20 protein-coding genes are annotated in these 18,136 nt (G+C 64.1%); 4 read left to right on the forward strand and 16 right to left on the reverse strand.

The genetic code is table 11. The annotated features are described in order from the left end of the window. Positions 1 to 131: 131 nt before the first annotated feature. Positions 132 to 944 carry a 3'(2'),5'-bisphosphate nucleotidase CysQ gene (cysQ, locus tag CAK78_RS21725; protein WP_094698666.1) on the reverse strand — a complete coding sequence of 271 codons (813 nt, stop codon included), beginning with the start codon at positions 942 to 944 and terminating at the stop codon, positions 132 to 134. A 35-nt stretch (positions 945 to 979) separates the two neighbouring features. After that, on the reverse strand, positions 980 to 1,588 hold the full coding sequence (gene nudE / locus CAK78_RS21730; protein WP_017765235.1) for an ADP compounds hydrolase NudE: 609 nt from the start codon (positions 1,586 to 1,588) through the stop codon (positions 980 to 982). Positions 1,589 to 1,726: 138 nt separating this feature from the next. On the opposite strand from nudE, the gene yrfG reads away from it, so the two are divergent. After that, positions 1,727 to 2,395, forward strand: a complete 669-nt coding sequence (gene yrfG / locus CAK78_RS21735) for a GMP/IMP nucleotidase (protein WP_094698667.1) — start codon at positions 1,727 to 1,729, stop codon at positions 2,393 to 2,395. Between the two features lie 84 nt (positions 2,396 to 2,479). On the opposite strand, the gene tyrS is transcribed toward yrfG, so the two are convergent. Beyond that, positions 2,480 to 3,748, reverse strand: a complete 1,269-nt coding sequence (tyrS, locus tag CAK78_RS21740; protein WP_094698668.1) for a tyrosine--tRNA ligase — start codon at positions 3,746 to 3,748, stop codon at positions 2,480 to 2,482. 191 nt (positions 3,749 to 3,939) lie between these two features. Between tyrS and CAK78_RS21745 the strand changes: the two genes are divergently transcribed. Beyond that, complete coding sequence (locus CAK78_RS21745) at positions 3,940 to 4,755, forward strand: helix-turn-helix transcriptional regulator (RefSeq protein ID WP_094698682.1); 816 nt, start codon at positions 3,940 to 3,942, stop codon at positions 4,753 to 4,755. A 60-nt stretch (positions 4,756 to 4,815) separates the two neighbouring features. On the opposite strand, the gene exeN is transcribed toward CAK78_RS21745, so the two are convergent. From exeN to exeC, 13 genes are all read right to left on the reverse strand, one after another. Further along, positions 4,816 to 5,571 carry a GspN family type II secretion system protein ExeN gene (gene exeN / locus CAK78_RS21750; RefSeq protein WP_094698669.1) on the reverse strand — a complete coding sequence of 252 codons (756 nt, stop codon included), beginning with the start codon at positions 5,569 to 5,571 and terminating at the stop codon, positions 4,816 to 4,818. Positions 5,572 to 5,632: 61 nt separating this feature from the next. Beyond that, positions 5,633 to 6,124, reverse strand: a complete 492-nt coding sequence (exeM, locus tag CAK78_RS21755) for a GspM family type II secretion system protein ExeM (protein ID WP_094698670.1) — start codon at positions 6,122 to 6,124, stop codon at positions 5,633 to 5,635. Further along, entirely contained in the window at positions 6,121 to 7,305 is a 1,185-nt protein-coding gene (gene exeL / locus CAK78_RS21760; protein WP_094698671.1) for a GspL family type II secretion system protein ExeL, read from the reverse strand. Before exeL ends, exeM begins: the two co-directional genes overlap by 4 nt. Positions 7,306 to 7,424: 119 nt before the next feature. Further along, positions 7,425 to 8,450 (reverse strand): GspK family T2SS minor pseudopilin variant ExeK, encoded by a 1,026-nt coding sequence (gene exeK / locus CAK78_RS21765; RefSeq protein ID WP_094698672.1) that lies wholly within the window; start codon positions 8,448 to 8,450, stop codon positions 7,425 to 7,427. Positions 8,451 to 8,539: 89 nt separating this feature from the next. Further along, the gene (gene exeJ, locus CAK78_RS21770) at positions 8,540 to 9,187 is read right to left on the reverse strand and encodes a GspJ family T2SS minor pseudopilin variant ExeJ (protein WP_094698673.1); all 648 of its coding nucleotides are present in this window, start codon (positions 9,185 to 9,187) and stop codon (positions 8,540 to 8,542) included. A gap of 2 nt (positions 9,188 to 9,189) precedes the next feature. Then, a complete protein-coding gene (gene exeI / locus CAK78_RS21775; protein ID WP_094698674.1) occupies positions 9,190 to 9,549 on the reverse strand; it encodes a GspI family T2SS minor pseudopilin variant ExeI in 360 nt (119 codons plus the stop codon). After that, positions 9,546 to 10,097, reverse strand: a complete 552-nt coding sequence (gene exeH, locus CAK78_RS21780) for a GspH family T2SS minor pseudopilin variant ExeH (protein ID WP_094698675.1) — start codon at positions 10,095 to 10,097, stop codon at positions 9,546 to 9,548. Before exeH ends, exeI begins: the two co-directional genes overlap by 4 nt. Beyond that, complete coding sequence (locus tag CAK78_RS21785) at positions 10,094 to 10,213, reverse strand: type II secretion system protein (protein ID WP_094698676.1); 120 nt, start codon at positions 10,211 to 10,213, stop codon at positions 10,094 to 10,096. The genes exeH and CAK78_RS21785 overlap by 4 nt, the downstream gene beginning before the upstream one ends. Positions 10,214 to 10,260: 47 nt before the next feature. Next, positions 10,261 to 10,692, reverse strand: a complete 432-nt coding sequence (gene exeG, locus CAK78_RS21790) for a GspG family T2SS major pseudopilin variant ExeG (RefSeq protein WP_005308483.1) — start codon at positions 10,690 to 10,692, stop codon at positions 10,261 to 10,263. 151 nt (positions 10,693 to 10,843) lie between these two features. After that, positions 10,844 to 12,064, reverse strand: a complete 1,221-nt coding sequence (gene exeF, locus CAK78_RS21795; protein WP_094698677.1) for a GspF family T2SS innner membrane protein variant ExeF — start codon at positions 12,062 to 12,064, stop codon at positions 10,844 to 10,846. A gap of 1 nt (position 12,065) precedes the next feature. Beyond that, entirely contained in the window at positions 12,066 to 13,571 is a 1,506-nt protein-coding gene (gene exeE, locus CAK78_RS21800; protein ID WP_094698678.1) for a GspE family T2SS ATPase variant ExeE, read from the reverse strand. Beyond that, positions 13,571 to 15,601, reverse strand: coding sequence for a GspD family T2SS secretin variant ExeD (exeD, locus tag CAK78_RS21805; protein ID WP_094698679.1), 2,031 nt, complete (start codon positions 15,599 to 15,601; stop codon positions 13,571 to 13,573). The genes exeE and exeD overlap by 1 nt, the downstream gene beginning before the upstream one ends. A gap of 21 nt (positions 15,602 to 15,622) precedes the next feature. Beyond that, positions 15,623 to 16,471, reverse strand: coding sequence for a GspC family type II secretion system variant ExeC (exeC, locus tag CAK78_RS21810; protein ID WP_303396028.1), 849 nt, complete (start codon positions 16,469 to 16,471; stop codon positions 15,623 to 15,625). A 214-nt stretch (positions 16,472 to 16,685) separates the two neighbouring features. Between exeC and hslR the strand changes: the two genes are divergently transcribed. Next, a complete protein-coding gene (gene hslR, locus CAK78_RS21815; protein WP_017765222.1) occupies positions 16,686 to 17,084 on the forward strand; it encodes a ribosome-associated heat shock protein Hsp15 in 399 nt (132 codons plus the stop codon). Positions 17,085 to 17,192: 108 nt separating this feature from the next. Beyond that, complete coding sequence (gene hslO, locus CAK78_RS21820) at positions 17,193 to 18,077, forward strand: Hsp33 family molecular chaperone HslO (protein ID WP_176452888.1); 885 nt, start codon at positions 17,193 to 17,195, stop codon at positions 18,075 to 18,077. Positions 18,078 to 18,136 lie beyond the last annotated feature (59 nt).

Below are 18,136 nucleotides of genomic sequence, written 5' to 3' on the forward strand. Positions count from 1 at the left end.
GATTCACTGTCATTCCCGCGCTTTGCCAGCGGATATTCCTGTTCATCCCCGATAAAACCAGCGGATCACACCATGCAATCAGGCGGCCATGGGGCCGCCTGATTGTCGTCAACGATGAGATATTCACCCGCTCAGTGAGCCAGAATGCTGCCCCAGGCGAGATCCGGATCCCCCATCACGATGAAGTCCGGGTTCTCCAGCGACTCCGTCTCGTTGTAGCGCAGCGGCTGCAGCGCCAGGCTGAGGATGCGACCACCGGCCGCCTCGACGATGCACTGGGCGGCGGCGGTGTCCCACTCGCCGGTGGGGCCGAGCCGCACGTAGCAGTCGGCCGCCCCTTCCGCCACCAGACAGGACTTGAGCGAGCTGGAGCCGAGCGGGATCAGCTCGTAGTTGATGTCCGGGTTGAGGCGGCGGGTCAGGTTCTCCAGCTTCTGACGGCGGCTGATGGCCACCACCAGCGAATCGGGCTGATCGTGTTCGTGGTGCATGGCGCTGATGGGGTGCACCTCGCCGTTCGCCTCCTTGAAGGCGCCATGGCCGCGCACCGCCCAGTAGAGCACGTCCGACTCGGGGGCATAGATGACGCCGAGCACCGGCACATTGTCCTGCACCAGGGCGATCAGGGTGGCGAAGTCACCGCTGCCGGCGATGAACTCGCCGGTGCCGTCGAGGGGATCCACCAGCCAGTACTGGCGCCAGTTGGCGCGCTGGCTGAAGGGGATGTCGGCCGCCTCTTCGGTCAGCACGGGCACGTGGGGAGTGAGCGCCGACAGCGCCTGTTTGAGGTAGGCATCGGCAGCAAGATCGGCACTGGTGACCGGGGTCGCATCCTCCTTCAGCTGACGCTCGAACTGACCGCCGTGATAAATTTCGTGAAGGATCCTGCCCGCTTCGCGCGCGATCTCCTTGACCCCCGGCACCCAGGCCAACAACTCCTGCATCTTGTCATCCTCTGTATTCAAACTGCCCCTGCGGGCTACTCTGCCTGCTCCGCCAGCCAGCGTTGGGCCAGCAGCAGCGCACTGATGCTGCGCGACTCGGTGAAGTCGGGGCGCGCCAGCAATTCGTCGATCCGGTTCAGCGGCCAGGGGATCACCTCGAGGGGCTCGGGCTCGTCCCCCACCCGCTGCTCGGGGAAGAGATCCCGCGCCAGCAAGATGTCCATCCGGCTGGAGAAGTAGCCCGGTGCCAGCGACACCTGCTTGAGCAGGGTCAGGCTGTTGGCCCCGAAGCCCGCCTCCTCCATCAGCTCCCGGTTGCCCGCCTCGAAGGCATCTTCACCCGGGTCGATCAGCCCCTTGGGAAAACCCAGCTCGTAGGAGTGGGTGCCCGCCGCGTACTCGCGCACCAGCAGCAGGGTGTGGGCATCGAACAAGGGCACCACCATGACGGCGCCCCGGTTGCCACCACGCATCCGCTCGTAGACCCGCTCCTCGCCGTTGGAGAACTTGAGGTGGAGCGATTCCACCTTGAACAGCCGGCTCTCGGCCACGATCTCGGCCTTGAGGATCTCCGGCTTGCTCTTGTCGTGCGCCATGGTGTCGACGCTGAGGTGGACGGGTTTGCGTTGGTGGTGATCACTCATCGGGGCTGGCTGCTCGTTAAAAAATCGTGTTTCAAGAGTAAACGACTCCCCTCTCGAACACCACGGGGCAAGGGTGGGAAAGCGGCGGGAAAAATCCGTTATAATGCCCGCCCGTTTCTACCCGACCACCGAGGCCCCATGCCGACCCCACTGCCCTGGCACCAGATAGACACTGTCCTGCTCGATATGGATGGCACCCTGATCGATCTCCATTTTGACAACCACCTTTGGCAGCAGCTGGTCCCCGAGCGTTATGCCGAGCGACTCGGCTTGCCGCTGGCCGAGGCCAGAGTGCAGATCGAGGCGCACTACCAGGCCGTCGGCGGCACCCTCGACTGGTACTGCGTGGATTACTGGAGCCAGACCCTGGGGCTCGACATCCGTGCCTTCAAGCAGGAGATCCTGGAGAAGATCCAGTGGCGCCCCAACGTCATCCCCTTCCTGGCCGCGCTCAAGGCCGCCGGCAAGCAGCTGGTGCTCTTCACCAATGCCCACCCCGCCAGCCTGTCGGTGAAGGATGCGCACCTCGGCCTCGCCGAGCACCTCGATCTGATGGTGAGCACCCACGAGCTGGGCTGGTCGAAGGAGAGCCAGCACTGCTGGCAGGCGCTGGCCGAGCGGCTGGCGTTCGACCCGGCCCGCACCCTGTTCGTGGATGACAGCGAGCGGATCCTGCGCGCCGCCGCCGATTACGGCATCGGCTACCAGCTCGCCATCCAGAACCCGGACAGCCGGCAGCCCGAGCAGCGCATCACTGCCTTCCCGGCGATCCGCGACTACGCCGAGTTGCTGCCGCTGGCCGTGTAAGCCGAAATGCATGGGAACAGAACTCTCCGAACTGACGGATAAACAAAAGGGCTGCCCAGGCAGCCCTTGTCGATCCCGGGTAGCTCACCCCTGCCACGTCACCAGCCGGTACTGCTTCTTGCCCCGGCGCAGCAGCAGGTAACGGCCGAACAGCCGATCATTGGCACTCAGTTGCTCATCTTGCTTGAGCACACCATTGAGGCTGATGGCCCCTGCCGCCAGCAGCTCGCGGGCGATGCGCCTGGAGTTGGCCAGACCGCTCTCCACCAGCAGGGTCACCAGATCGGTTTCCCCCTCGATTCGGCAGCTCGGCAGGCCATCCTGGGCCAGCTGGGCCAGATCGCTCTCACCAAGACGGGCCACCTCGCCGCTGAACAGCAGCTCGCTGATGCGCCGCGCCGCCGCCAGCGCCCCCTTGCCGTGCACCAGCTCGGTCAGCTCGTCCGCCAGCACCTGCTGCGCCAGTTTGCGCCCTTGCCGTTTCGCATCCTCCGTCTCCAGCGCTTCAATCTCGGCCAGCGCCATAAAGCTGTAGTAACGCAGGAAACGGTAAACATCCTCGTCCGCGGTACCGAGCCAGAACTGGTAGAAGGCGTAGGGCGAGGTGAGCGCCGGATCGAGCCAGATTGCGCCCCCCTCGGTCTTGCCGAACTTGGTGCCGTCCGCCTTGGTGATGAGCGGTAGCGTCATGCCATAGACCTGGGCCTGATGCAGGCGGCGGGTGAGATCCATGCCGCTGGTGATGTTGCCCCACTGGTCGTTGCCACCGATCTGCAGGGTGCAGCCGAGCCGCTGGTTGAGCACCGCGAAGTCTTGGGATTGCAGCAGGGCGTAGGAGAACTCGGTAAACGAGATGCCCTGATCCGGGCGGGCCAGCCGCTGGCGCACCGACTCGCGGGCCAGCATGGCGTTGACCGAGAAGTGCTTGCCGATGTCGCGCAGAAAATCGAGGGCCGACATCTGCCCCATCCAGTCGGCGTTGTTGACCAGCAGCGGGGCGGTGAGCCCGTTGCTCGCCGGAAGCAGCGCTTTTATCTGGGCCGACAGGCTGGCCACCCAGCCCTGCACCGTCTCGGCGCTGTTGAGGCTGCGCTCACTTGCCTTGAAGCTGGGATCGCCGATTAGACCGGTGGCACCGCCCACCAGCGCCACCGGGGTGTGGCCCGCCAGCTGGAAGCGCCGCAGCATCAAGAGCGGCACCAGATGGCCGATGTGCAGGCTGCCGGCAGTGGGATCGAACCCGCAGTAGACGGTGCGCGGGGTGGCGAGGTGAGAGGCGAGAGCCGCCGGGTCGGAATTCTGGGCCACCAGGCCGCGTCGGGTCAGCTCATCGAGCAGGTGGGGGTTGATCATGGGTACTCCAACAGCAGAGGGAAAAGGCCACATCCTCGCCGCTCTGGCGCGCGCCGAATATGTCCCCTAGGGGACAGTTTTGCCACTCTCGTGCTAGCATCCGGCCATAGTGTGACCATCGCACGACCATCACACGACCATTGTGGGGAGCCTGCCCGCCATCTGGAACTTATCGCCATGACCCAATGCCCATGAGCCAGCCCCATGCCACAGATGCCCTGACCCGCAGCATGACCGAGGTGGTCGATGCCCTGCACGGCAGCGGCTTCCCGGCAGCACTGGTGCACCTGATCCAGCAGCAGGTGGCGTTCGACTGCGCCCTGCTGCTCGGGGTGGGGCAACGGCCCGTCTACCTCTATGACAACCTGCACCACCAGCGGGCCCTGCTGTTCGACCACTACCTCACCAGTCACTTCAGCCAGGATCCCTTTATGCAGGCGCTGGAACAGGGGCTGGGGGCCGGAGTCTGGACCCTGGCGCAGGTGTCGCGGGGGCGGCTCGACCCTGAATATCGCCACCACTTCTATCAGGCCACCGGCTGGCAGGAGGAGGTGGGGCTGATCCTGCCGGTGCGCGACGGCCTCACCCTGATGCTGTTTCTGGGACGCCTCGACAAGCGCAGCCCCCTCAACCGTGACGAGCTGGCCCGGCTGGAAGCGCTGTTTCCGCTGGTGCATTCGCTGTGCCGCCAGCACTGGCGGGAGGGGGCCGCCCTGCTGGCCCAGAGCCCAATGCTACCGGGTGGCGCCGATCTCAAGGCGACGGTGGAGCAGGCCATCGCCAGCGTGGGGGGCGCAAGCCTCACCCGCCGCGAGCGCCAGGTGGCGGGATTGCTGCTGCAGGGGCTGGATACCGAGGCCATTGCCGGTGCGCTCGGCATCGGCAGCGGCACGGTGAAGAATCATCGCAAGCACCTCTATGCCAAGCTGCACCTGCGCTCGCGGGCCGAGCTGTTCCGCTTCTTTCTCAATCATCTCATCACGGCGCCGGCCGCCGCGGCCCCATAACGACACCACCCCGCCGGAGCGGGGTGGTGTTGATGCTTGCCAGCTCAGACGGCAACGCCGTCAGATACGGCCCTGATAGCGCAGCGGGAAGCGCCCCTGCCCATCGGGCTGGCCGAGGAAGGGGAGCCCCTGCCTCATCTGCTCCGGCAGCTCGGGCCCGGGTTTCAACGTGCCCTGGAACAGGTACTGGCGATTGGCCTGCAGCTCCAGCTTGCCCTGCACCTGTACCGCCTCCGAGCCCTGCTTGAGCTCGGCTACCAGCCGGGAGTCGATGCAGGTCAGCTTGATCTCGGGATCCCCCAGCACCAGCTTGCCGGCCGGGGTATCGGCATCGGCCCCGTACCAGTAGAGGTTGCCGTAGAGGTTGTCGCACCAGGGGTTGCCCTGGGCAAACTGATCCAGCTTGAGCTGCAGCTGGCCGGCCACCGTCACCGGCACGGGCAGTTGCATCGGCACCCGCGCCAGCAGCCAGGGAGCCGGCACATTGAGGGTGATGTCGCGGCCGAAGGCGGCGCCGCTCCAGCCAACCACCCCCTGCCCGTTGAGGCCGCTGCGCTCGCCAAAGCGCAGGGAGACTTCAGGGGCAAAGCGCAGCAGCGACCAGCCGTTGAGCTCCCAGCGCAGCTGGGTCAGCGACTCGCTGGCGTATTGCAGGCGGGCGACCTGGCCGCTCCAGAGGGTGCCGCTCACCCCTTCCAACTGCACCAGGGGCGGCAGCGGCAGGTAGCGCACCACCAGAGAGGCCGGCAGCTTGGCCAACAGGAAAACCAGATAGGCCGCCAGAAACAGCACGGCAATCAGCACTCTTTGCTTCATAGAAAACGACTCGACTGCAAACGCCCGATCAGGCGCGGGGCCCGGCTCAGGACGCGTTGTTTCATTGGGGACGGCTCAGTTGCAAGCGGCGTACCTTGACCAGACCGGGCGCCAGATTCTCGCTGGCCAGCTCGATCACCTGCACCTGCACGCCATGGCGATCCGCCAGGGTCGCCAGCCAGATCAGCAGATCATCGAACGCCACAGTGTCGATCCATACCTGCAGCTCCTGGCCCTGGGGCTGCAGCCGGGCAATCTTGATCTTCTGGTTGAAGGCGGTGCGGTTGACCACCCCTTCCAGGGTGCCAGTGGTATCGAGCTGGCGGCCCTGGCCACCCTGCAGCGCCAGCACCTCTTCACCCTTCTCTTTCAGCCAGGCGAGAGTCTGCTGCTGGCTCAATACCTGCCGCTCGCGCTCGTCGATGCGGTTGCCGATGGGCTGCCAGATGGCCCAGTAGCAGAAGCCGATCAACAGTACGCTGCCACCCACCGCCACCAGCCGCTGCTCGCGGGCGCTGATGCTCCGCCACCAGCCTTGTAGTTTGTCCATCATGATGATTTACCCTTCAGCACCAGTGCCCCTTCGACCTTGCCTTCGGTGCTGCGCACCTCTCCCTGTTGCACCTCGAAGCGCTTGCCAGCCAGCTCGCGAAAACGCTCGATCTCGGCAAAACCGGGGGCCGTCACCTGCAGCCTGAGCTCGCCGCGAGCCGCGTCAAAGCGCAGCACCTCGGGCTTGAGGCCGGGCACTTCGGCGAAGGTGGGGGCCAGCTCGGTCAGCACCATCAGCACCCCGTCCTGGGGCGTCTGTCCCAGTTGCTGGAGGTGCTGGGTCATCTGGCTGCGCACGTTGACGATGCGGCTCTCCCCCGGGAAGATCCGGGTGTAGACCTGCCGGATCTCCGCCTTGAGCGCCTTGTCCTGCTCCGCCAGCTGGTAGAGCTGCACGCCGCGCTGGGCTAACGCCACCACCAGCAGCGCCCCGGCCACCATTACCACCTTGCGCCACTGTTGCCAGTAGCGGGAGTATTCGGTCTGCGGCCGGTAGGGGCCTTGCAGTAGGTTGGCCTGACTGGCGAGCGCGCCCCGGGCCAGCAGCAGCATGGGCAGCTCGGGATCGGCCGCCTGCCAGCTGGCCGCCGCAATGGCCGGCGGCGGGGTATGGCTGTGAATGGTCACCGGCGCCGGCTCCGCCGCCAGCAGCATGGCCAGCAGCGGCTCGTCGGCGACGATGCCCTGACAAGGCCCTTGGCGAACCAGCCACTCCTTGCCCAGCTGCAGCGCCGACCAGCCCTCGCTCGCCTGCGGCAGCGCCAGCACGTCCGGCAGCAGTTGCCGGCTCTTGAGACCGGCCTGCTCCAGCCAGCCGAGCCAGGTCTGCATCTTCTCCTTGTCGACCGCCATCAGGTCCACCTCGTAACCCTGATGACCCAGCACCACCAGGTGCAGCTCATCCACGTCGGAGGCGATTTGCTCCTCCAGCAGATAGGGAAGCGCGGCCGCACTCTGGCGGCTGTATTTGCCCGGCAGGCTCACCCGCCGGAAGATAAGATCGCTGCCGGGTACCAGCACCACCGCCGGGCGACCACCGGCCCGCTCCTGCAGCTCGCCAAGGGCATGGGCCGAGGCCAGGGTACCGGAGGCGATCACCTCCTCCTCCCCGCCCGACCACACCAGCCACTCGACCGGCTGCTGCGCATTGGTCCCCAGACGGATGACCAGACTCTCGCTCACTAATGTCTCTCCTGCCATGCTCGCTCGCATCCCTCGGGATGGGCGGGCGCGCAGCCATGGGCTGCAGTCCAATCGGGGGATGGCGCGGGCCGGCCAACGACCGTCACCCGCCTCCCTTGTTATTCGGCGCCGCCGTTCAGACGGCGCAGCATCACCAGCTTGTTGTCCTTGCCGCGCACGAAGACGCTCTCCAGCCTGGCCCGGGTGTCACCCACCTCGGCAAGCAGCCTGGCTTCGAAATAGCTGCTCTTGACGTCCAGCGCCGCATCCAGCCCCTGGATGTTGCCCACCTGCACCGGCATCTGGTCCGTCATCTCCTTCTTGTTCTTCCACCCCTTCTGGGGACGGCTGGTCAGTACCCGCTTGGCATCGTCCAGCCCCACCTTGTCCAGATAGAGCGCCACCAGCAGGGCCGACTGTTCCGGCCGGATGGTGTTGACGTTCACCACCAGCTTGTCGTTGGGCAGGGCGCACACATAAGGCGCCAGCCGGGCATAAAGTTTGGCGCTCACCCCGCGCACCGCCCGCAGCTCGTCGGTGCCGAGCATCCACTGGTTGGCGGTCAGATAAGGGGGGGTAAGCCCTTCGTAATAGGCATCCTCGGCGCCGTAGCTCGACACCAGCACGGTATCCTTGTCGGTCCAGTCGCGGATGGCATCGGTCAACTGCACCGCCTCGTAATCTTCCACCTCGAGCTGCTTGAGCAGCGCCTTGAACACCTTGACCGGATAGGGCTGCTTTTCCAGATCGTCGCCGCTGATCCCGTCCTTCAACGGCACGCTCAGGCTGTTGAGGTTGAAGCAGGATTGCAGGTCCCGCACCCGGCCGGTGAGCTTGCCGTCATCCACCGGGAAGACCGCGTCCTGGCGCGCCCAGTTCTGCCCCAGGCTGACCACGTTGGGGTCGTCCTTGAAATCCTGGGCCAGCACCTTGCTCACCAGCGCCTCCGCCGACATGGCATACCACCAGGCCTGCTTGCCGGCGGTGAGGTTGGCGGTGCGGCGCAGCTCCAGCTGCAGGCGGCCGCTCATGTTGCTGGCGATGATCACCATCACCGACAGGATGAGCAGCACCACCAGCAGAGCCATGCCCCCCTGGCGACGCGGTGTGGTGCGGGATCGGCCCCGGCCGCGCTTAATTGCCATTGTCCGCTCGCTGGCCGCCGGCGCCGATCAGGAACTGGCGACGTCGAATAGTGCCGTCATCTTCCATGACGGACAGGGGAAAATGACGATCAGTTACCATTCTCTGCCCTCTGACCACCGGCACCGATCAGGAACTGGCGACGGATGGTGCCATAGTCTTCCAGATCCAGCTCTACCGCCAACCCGTAGGGCAGCACGTTGCGCTGGGTCCACTCCTCTTTCCAGGCACCCTTGTCGTAGAAGTAGAGTCGCAGCGCCGTCACCCGATCCAGCATGGGCTGAATGCGCGGCTCGGTGCCTATCACCGGATCCGGGTAGAGGTAGCTCAGCCGCTCCAGCTTGTGATCCTTGAGCCGCCAGCCGACCCGCTGCAGGCCGGAGCGCGGCAGCATGCCATCGGGGTTGAGCCAGCCGCCACGCATGAAGGCCATGCCCCAGTCGTCGCTCTGCTGACCGAAGCGGGAGGCCGCCAGCAGCACCTTGTTGCTCTCGCCATCGATGCGGCCGCTGCGCGGCACCATCTGGGTGACGTCCCGCTCCAGCACGGAGAAGGCCAGTTGCAGCTCGGAGAGACGGGCCTCCTTGCGCTTGGCCACCTCGTCGCTGGTGAGCACCCCTTGCAGCACCTGATAGGCGCCCAGGCTCAGGCCGGCGAAGATGGCGATGGCCACCAGCATCTCCAGCAGGGTAAACCCCGCCTGACGCTGGTGCCGGTATGTGGGGAGAGGCGGATTCATGCTCATCGGCTGATATAGGTCCGGATCATGGCCACCGGGCTGTTGGCCTTGGGCGCGGTGCGCACTTCCATGTCCAGCGCCTTGAAGTTGCTGTCGGCGGTAGCGACGCCGCGATAGCGCCAGTACCAGGTCTGGCCCGCCATCTGCTCGTCCCCCTCCACCCAGCTGTCGCCGGGCCACTTGGCTTCGAGCTTCTGCTGCACCAGCTGGTTCTCCACCACCCAGGTCGCCAGGGTCTTCTGTTCCAGATAGTTGAGGCCGGAGAGGTGCTCGCTGGCGGTCTTCATCACCGCCAGCCCGGCGATGGCGAATACCGCCAGCGCCACCATGACTTCCAGCAGGGTCATGCCGCGGGCGTTCATTGCTCTTCCTCCTCGTCCTGCAGCAGGCGCAGGCGGCCGAACTCGTCCGCCTTGACGGTGCGCACATAGCGCTGATCGTCGTCCTGCTGGGTCAGGGTCAGCACGAAGGGGGTCAGCTCGCCACCGGGAAAGATGAACACCTGGGGCGTGCGCTCCTTCTCGTCGCGCCCCTTCTCGTACTTTTCGTCGGAGTCGGTCCGCCAGCTGAAGCCCTCGAGCTCGATGGCCAGCTGCATGTTGTCGGGCAGCTCGACCCGATCCAGCAGCTTGTCGCCGCTCATCACCTGCCACTTGCGATCCTTGGCCGCGCGCTGCATGAACTGCCAGCCGTTGTCCTCCACCCGCAGGCCCACCAGCCGGCCATCCATCACCGAGTACTCCTGCGCCTGCTGCAGCACGGCCATGAAGCGGCGCGCCTGCTTATCGAGCTCTCTATCCCCCCTGGCGCCGCCCATGCTGAGGGTGACGGCAGTGGCCACCAGTCCCATCAACATGGCCACCAGTAACACTTCCAGCAGGGTAAAACCGGCCTGGCGACTATGTTTCATGGCGCCAGCCTCAACTGCATGGCAGTAGCCTCGAGCCGACCCATCAACATGGCCACCAGCAACACTTCCAGCAGGGTAAAACCGGCCTGGCGACGAGCAGAAGAGGCCGCCTTCATTCAGGCAGCCTCGGGATGACTCGGTGAGCACGACGCGGCGAGATCACTTATTGGAAATCCTTCAGGTTCCAGTTGCCGATGTCGTCATCGGTACCGGCTTCGCCGTCAAGCCCCATGGAGAAGATGTCGATCTTGCCGAACTGGCCCGGGCTCAGCATCTGGTACGGGTTGCCCCAGGGATCCTGCGGCAGGCGCTTGATGTAGCCCCCTTCCCGGTAGCTGCGCGGCTCAGGTGCGGCGGTCGGCTTGTTGACCAGTGCGTCCAGCCCCTGCTCGGTGGTCGGGTAGCGGTTGTTGTCCAGCTTGTACATGTCGAGGGCGTTTTCCAGCGCCACTATGTCGGAGACCGCTTTCTGCTGGTCGGCCTTCTCCTTGTTGCCCATCAGGTTGGGCACCACCAGGCTGGCCAGGATCCCCAGGATCACGATGACCACCATCACTTCCAGCAGGGTAAAACCCGATTGACGACGCTTTTGCATGACTTACTCCCTCACGAAATGAGATGGCATGAACCATCAACGATTAACTGTTAAACCTCGATCGTTCGATGACGCCTGTCGGCTAATCGAACCTACGGAGTTGATTGGATTGGTAGGTTCGAATAGCGAAGCGTATTCGAACGTCCGAACCTTACATATTCACCATATTGTTCAGCTCGAGGATCGGCTGCAGGATCGACATCACGATAAACAGCACCACCCCGGCCATGGAGACCACCAGCATGGGTTCGAACACTCCGAGGGCGATGTTCACCTGGGTTTCGAACTCCCGATCCTGGTTGTCCGCCGCCCGCTCCAGCATGTTGTCGAGCTCGCCGCTCTGCTCGCCGGAGGCGATCATGTGCAGCATCATGGGCGGAAAAATTTTGGTTTCATCCAGCGACTTGCGCAGGCTGGTCCCCTCCCGCACCCGCTCGGTGGCTTCACCGATGCGCATGCGGGCAAAGTCGTTGGAGAGCACTTCGCCGGAGATCTTCATCCCCTCCAGCAGCGGCACGGCGCTGGCGTTGAGGATGCTCAGGGTGCGGGCGAAGCGGGCGGTATTGAGACCGCGGCTGACCCGGCCGATCACCGGCAGGCGCAGGATCACCTGGTGCCAGTGACGGCGACGCTTGTCGTCGCTCAGCCACCAGCGCCAGACAAAGCCGCCCACCAGCAGCAGCAACAGGAACCAGAGGCCGTAGTGCTGCATCAGCTCGCTGGTACCAATGAGGAAGCGGGTGGTGGCCGGCAGCTGCTGGCCCATGTGTTCGAACTGGGCCACCACCTTGGGCACCACGGCGGTGAGCAGGATGGAGATGACGCCGATGGCGACGCAGGTCAATACGATGGGGTAGATCATCGCCTGCAGCAGCTTGGTGCGCATGTGCTGACGTTGCTCGGTATAGTCGGCCAGGCGGTTGAGTACCTTCTCCAGGTGACCGGACTTCTCACCGGCCGCAACCATGGAGCGGAACAGCTGATCGAACACATGGGGAAAGGCGGCCAGCGAATCGGCCAGCGAATAGCCCTCCACCACCTTGCTGCGTACCGTGGCCACCATGCTGCGCAGGTGGGCCTTCTCGCACTGCTCGGCGACGGCCTTGAGCGCCTCCTCGATGGTGAGCCCAGCCCCCACCAGGGTCGCCAACTGGCGGGTGATCATCGCAAGCTCGGCGGTGCTGGCACCACGGCGGAACAACACGAAGCGGTTCGCCTCGCGCTTGGCCTTCTCGGTGGTCTCGTTCACCTCGAGCGGGGTCAGCCCCTGTTCGCGCAACAGCTGGCGTACCTGACGGGCGGAATCCCCCTCCAGTACGCCGCTCTTGTTGCGTCCCTTGCCGTCGAGGGCCTTGTATTCAAATGCCGCCATCTCAATCTTCCCGGGTCACGCGCAGCACCTCTTCGAGGCTGGTCTGCCCCTTGAGTACCTTGTCGATGCCGTCACGACGGATGCTGGGGGTATGACCCCGGATCAGTCGCTCGATGGCCAGTTCACCGCTGGCACTGTGGATCGCCTCGCGTACCGCCTCGTCCACCACCACCAGCTCGTGGATGCCGGTCCGGCCGCGATAGCCGGTGTGGTTGCACTGCTCGCAGCCCACCGGCCGCCACACCTGCTGATCCGGCGCCAGCTCGATGCCCATGGCGAGGCGCTCCTGCTCGGTAATGGGGCGCGGGGCGCGGCAATCGGGGCAGAGGGTGCGCACCAGCCGCTGGGCCAGTACCGCCAGCAGTGAGGAGGAGAGCAGGAAGGACTCGATGCCCATGTCCCGCATCCGGGTAATGGCACCGATGGCGGTGTTGGTGTGCAGGGTCGACATCACCAGGTGACCGGTCAGCGACGCCTGCACCGCGATCTGGGCGGTCTCGAGGTCACGAATTTCCCCCACCATCACCACGTCCGGGTCTTGGCGCAGAATGGCGCGCAGGCCGCGGGCGAAGGTCATGTCCACCTTGCTGTTGACCTGGGTCTGGCCCACCCCTTCGAGGTCATATTCGATGGGGTCTTCGACGGTCAGGATGTTGCGATCCCGCGAGTTGATCTCGGAGAGGGCCGCGTAGAGGGTGGTCGACTTGCCCGAACCGGTCGGGCCCGTCACCAGAATGATGCCGTGAGGCTTGCGAATGAGTTCGCTGATGATGTTGCGGTTGGCCAGCGTCATGCCGAGCTGCTTGAGCTCGAGCCGCACGTTGTTCTTGTCGAGCAGACGCAGCACCACCCGCTCGCCATAGCTGGACGGCATGGTGGAGACCCGCACGTCCACCGCCCGGCCGCCGATACGCAATGAGATGCGGCCATCCTGCGGCACCCGCTTCTCGGCGATGTCCATCCGCGACATGACTTTGATGCGTGACACCAGCAGGGAGGCGAGCTTGCGATGGGGGCGCAGGATCTCCCGCAGCACCCCATCGATGCGAAACCGGATCACCAGGGCCCGCTCGAAGGTCTCGATGTGGATGTCGGACGCCTCCTCCTTGATCGCCTCGCTCAACATGGCGTTGATGAGGCGGATGATGGGGGCATCGTCGTCGGCGTCCAGCAGGTCTTCACTCTGGGGCAGCTCTTCGGCCAGCGCGAAGAAGTCCATCTCGTTGCCGAGGTCCTCCATCAGCTGGCGCGCCTCGGAGGAGTCGCGCTGGTAGTGGGCCATCAGCAGCTCTTCGAAGGCCTCGCCGCCCATCTGCTCCACCGTGAAGGCACAACCCGCCACCCGTCGCACTTCCAGCAGGGTTTGCGGCGTCACGCCCTGGCGGCAGAGCAGCACCGGGGCCCCCTGCCGCTCGGTCAGGATGACGCCGAAGTTGCGGGCGAAGGCAAACGGCAGCTCGGGCAGGGCTGCCGGCATGTCGACGCCATCCAGCTGGTATGCCGCCATTACTTGTTACCCACGAATGGCTGGGACCCGCCGCTCGTCTGCGGGGCCGACTGCATCTGCTGGAGCTGCTTTTGTGCCTCTGGCGAGACGGTCACGTCCTGGCCGTACTGGGGCAGCACCTGACGCTTGGGCGAGGTGAGGTAGCCTTCCTGCGCCGCCGCCTCCTGCTGTTCGGAGCGGAACTGGGAGTACTTGTTGCTGGAGAGGCTGGTGTAGATGTCCGCATCCCGCAAAATGGTGGGCCGGATAAAGACCATCAGATTGCGCTTGAAGGTGGTATTGGTGGTGGAGCGGAACAGATAGCCCAGCACAGGGATGTCGCCCAGCAGCGGCACCTTGGAGACCTTCTCCTGATTCTGTTCGTCCATCAGGCCGCCCAGCACCACTGTCTCGCCACTCTTCACCAGCACGGCGTTCTTGATGGTACGGGTATCGAAGGTCGGGCCCAGATCAGCCGTACCGGTCGCTTGTTTCTGCGCCACGCTGGAGACCTCCTGCTCGATGTTGAGCAGCACGGAGTCCCCTTCGTTGATCTGCGGCGTCACCACCAGCTTGGTCCCCACCGTCTTGCGTTCGATGGTGTTGAACACCTGATCGCTGGTGGTGGAGCTCTGGAAGCCGCTCTGCACCGGCACTTCCTGGCCGACGTTGAAGGAGGCTTCCTTGTTGTCCATGGTGACGATACTCGGGGTGGAGAGAATATCGCTCTTGATATTGGTCGACAGGGCCGTCACCAGCGCGGCCCAGTTGCCTCTGTAGAAACCGGCCGCCATACCGTTGAAGCCACCCGCCAGCTTGGACAAGGAGTCCGTATTGCTATTGTCCTTGTAATCCTTGGCCGCGATGGCCACCGAACCGATCGGCAGGTTGGTGTCGGTAAACTGGGTGCCGCCGCCATTGGTGTTGGCCCACTGCACCCCGAGGTTGAGGCCGTCGCCATCGGCGATCTCGACGATAATCGCCTCCACCAGCACCTGGGCACGGCGGATGTCGAGCTTGGCCACCACCTGCTCCAGCTCGGCCATCACGTCCGGCTGGGCGGTGATCACCAGCGCATTGGTGGTCTCGTCGGCGGAGATGGCCAGCTTGCCACCGCCGATGCTGGCACCACCGCCTGTGGTGGTGGCCGCGCCGCCCTTCTTGTCCGCTTCGATGCTGGAGCTGACGCCCTTGAGCACCTCCACCAGATCCTTGGCCTTGCCGTATTTCAGATAGAAGACCCGGGTGTTGCCCTGGCTCTGCAGGTCACGGTCGAGCTGGTGCACCATCTGGATGATGCGCGCGCGCGCCTTGGGCTCGCCGCTCACCACCACGGAGTTGGTGCGCTCGTCGGCCACCACCTTGGGGGCCAGCAGCAGGGAAGTGTTGGCCCCCTGGTTGTTGCCGTCCTTGTTGAGGTTGGTCACCAGCCGCACCATCTCGCCGGCGGAGGCATACTTCAGCTTGACGATGTCCACTTCCTGGTCGCCCGCCTTGTCGACCCGGCGCACCACTTCCACCAGCCGGTTGACCACGGCGGCGCGGCCGGTAATCAGCAGCACGTTGGAGGGATCGTAGTGGACCACGTTGCCGCCGCCGGCGTTGTCGTTGAGCTGGCGCAGCAGCGGCGCCAGCTCGCGCACCGAGACGTTGCGCACCGGCACGACCCGGGTCACCATCTCGTCGCCGCTACCGGGGTTGCTCTCGTCCACCACCGGGATGGCGGAGGTCTTGGCATCCTTGGAGCGCACCACCTTGAGCACGCCGTTGTCCATCGGGACCACGGCGAAGCCATAGACGTCGAGCACGCTCAGGAAGAACTGGTAGTACTGGTCTTCGTTGAGCAGGTCATAGCTGCGGACGTTGATCTTGCCCCGTACCGACGGCTCTATGATGATGGTCTTGTTCAGGTTCTTGCCGACCGTGTTGATGAACTCTTCGATGTCGGCATTCTTGAAGCTGGCGGAGTATTCGGTGGCCCAGGCTGAGCCTGCCATCATCAACGCCGCGGCCACGGTGGCCAGACGCCAGCCCTTCCCTTTATTTGTCATTCTTGGTGCTACTCCAATTCATTATTCTGACAAGCCGACATAAACGTCGTAGAGCTGTCCTTGCCGCTCGACGGTGACGGTCATTTCCGTTGCGCCAGCCACCTGTTGCATCGCCTGCATGGCCTGAGCGTTATCCCGCAGATCCAGCCCGTTGATGCTGACCGCCATGTCGTTGGCGACCAGCCCGAGTTGATTGAACAGTTCCGGATTGCGACCCGGATTGAGACGATAGCCGACCATGCGACCATCGACCCGGACCGGTGAAATATTGAGGTAATCGGTGATCTTGCCGGGGTTGCCCATCAGTTCGTTGCGCACCGAGGAGAGCTTGTCGTCCTGCTTGCCCTGCTGGGGCAGCGGCTTGCCGTACTCCTCCCCGTCCAGCATCAGGGTCTCGTCGCGCCCATCCCGCTCGATGATGACACGGTCGGCAAATACCTGGCGGATCTTGGCCTGGGTGCCGTCGATGAGGTCACCGATGCCATAGGAGTTCTGCAGCCCGTTGTGGGCGATGATGGCGATGGACTTGGCGGGATCGGAACTCGCCAGCACGCCATTGAGCTGGGCGTTGAGCTGGGTCTTGGGAGCATCGGCTGCGACAACATCGGCCGCCTGGGCCTGCTGCTTGGCCTTGCCGAACAGCGCCAGCCGGCTGACGCCGCTCAGATCGAGCCGGTTTGAACCCTGGCCCTGACTGGCTACCACCGACGGCTGCCAGGGCTGACTGACGGGGCGACTGCCAAGATCCAGCAGACGCCAGGTGAGACCGGCACACTGGTGGGCCAGCAACAGCAGCAGAAGCCAGAACAGAGGCTGGCTGAAACGGGAGAGTGGCACGGTTTTAAAACGGGCCAGAAGGGAGCTCAACAAGTCATCCCTGAACGGTAGCGTCATGTTTATCAATATTTTCTGGCATCCAAATCGGTTGGCTATTGTGTACGGCAATGGACCCAGAGACAACCGACCGGATGGGAGTAAGCTGCGAAAATTGACATTCCGTCACACCCTTGGGCCCCCTGTTTCTATCCCGGGGCCTGCCTCTGGTATAATCAGGCACCCCTTTCAGCCATTCCGGAGTCGATTCATGCCGAACCCCGCAGAAATCCCAACCCAGGTCCGTCTCGACAAGTGGTTGTGGGCGGCACGTTTTTACAAGACCCGCAGCCTGGCCCGCGACCAGATTGAAGGGGGCAAGGTGCACTACAACGGCCAGCGCAGCAAGCCGGGCAAGCATGTCGAGGTCGGCGCCCTCATTCGTTTCTGGCAGGGCCAGGACGAGCGGGAGGTGCGGGTGCTCGAGGTGAGCGAGCAACGCAAATCCGCCCCGCTGGCCCAGCAGCTCTATGAAGAGACCGAGGCCAGCCTGAAACGACGGGCGGAAAACAGCGAGGCACGCCGCTTCAACAGCCAGTTTGCCCCGAGCCCCGAGCGTCGCCCCGACAAGCAGGAGCGGCGCCAGCTGATCAAGGTCAAGCAATATTGACCCGCCAAGATGGCCCTTTTATGACGACAGATGGCGGAATAAGTTCCTAACCATCTGTTTATTAATGTTTTTATCTATTTACCCCACCGAAGAACCCAGGAATGCATGATGAGTAACCAAGATCTCCTGTATCGCTATCTGTTCGAAGAGTACGAAGTCCGGGGCGAGCTGGTCCAGCTGGACCACACCTACCGCCACGTGGTGGAGGCTCAGAACTATCCGGTACAGGTGCAAAAACTGCTGGGTGAACTGCTGGTCGCCACCAGCCTGCTGACCGCCACCCTCAAGTTCGAAGGCTCCATCACGGTACAGCTGCAGGGCAACGGCCCGATACGGCTGGCCGTCATCAACGGCGACAACAACCAGCAGCTGCGCGGCGTGGCCCGCTACGAGGGTGAACTGCCGAGCGACGGCAAGTTGCAGAGCCTGATCGGGGAAGGCCAGCTGGTCATCACCATCACCCCGGAGCAGGGTGAACGCTATCAGGGCATCATAGCGCTGGACGCCGACACCCTGGCCGGCTGCCTGGAGCAGTACTTTACCCAGTCCGAACAGCTGGCGACCAAGCTCTGGATCCGCACCGGCTACCACCAAGGCGCGCCGCGCGCCGCCGGCATCCTGCTGCAGGAGCTGCCCGCCCAGAGCGAGGATCACGGCGACGACTTCGAGCACCTGACCCAGCTCACCAGCACCATCAAGGATGAAGAGCTGTTCGGCCTGGAAGCGGAAGAGATCCTTTACCGTCTCTACCACCAGGACAAGGTGCGGGTGTTCGATCCGCAGGCGGTCGAGTTCCGCTGCACCTGCTCCCGCGAGCGTTGCGAGGGGGCCCTGTTGCAGATCGAGAAGGAAGAGGTAATGGAGATGGTGCAGGAGCTCGGCAAGATCGGCATGCACTGTGATTATTGTGGTGCCCAGTACGAATTTGATGGGATCGATGTCGAAACCCTGTTCAGCGGGGCTCCCGGTAATGATGCAAACAAGTTACACTAATTGAAGGCGGGCAAAACCCGCCTTTAACTTAAATAACAAAAAAATACCCTATTTTATAA

It is taken from the genome of Aeromonas sp. A35_P (assembly GCF_002259925.1).
Taxonomy (GTDB): Bacteria; Pseudomonadota; Gammaproteobacteria; order Enterobacterales; family Aeromonadaceae; genus Aeromonas; species Aeromonas dhakensis.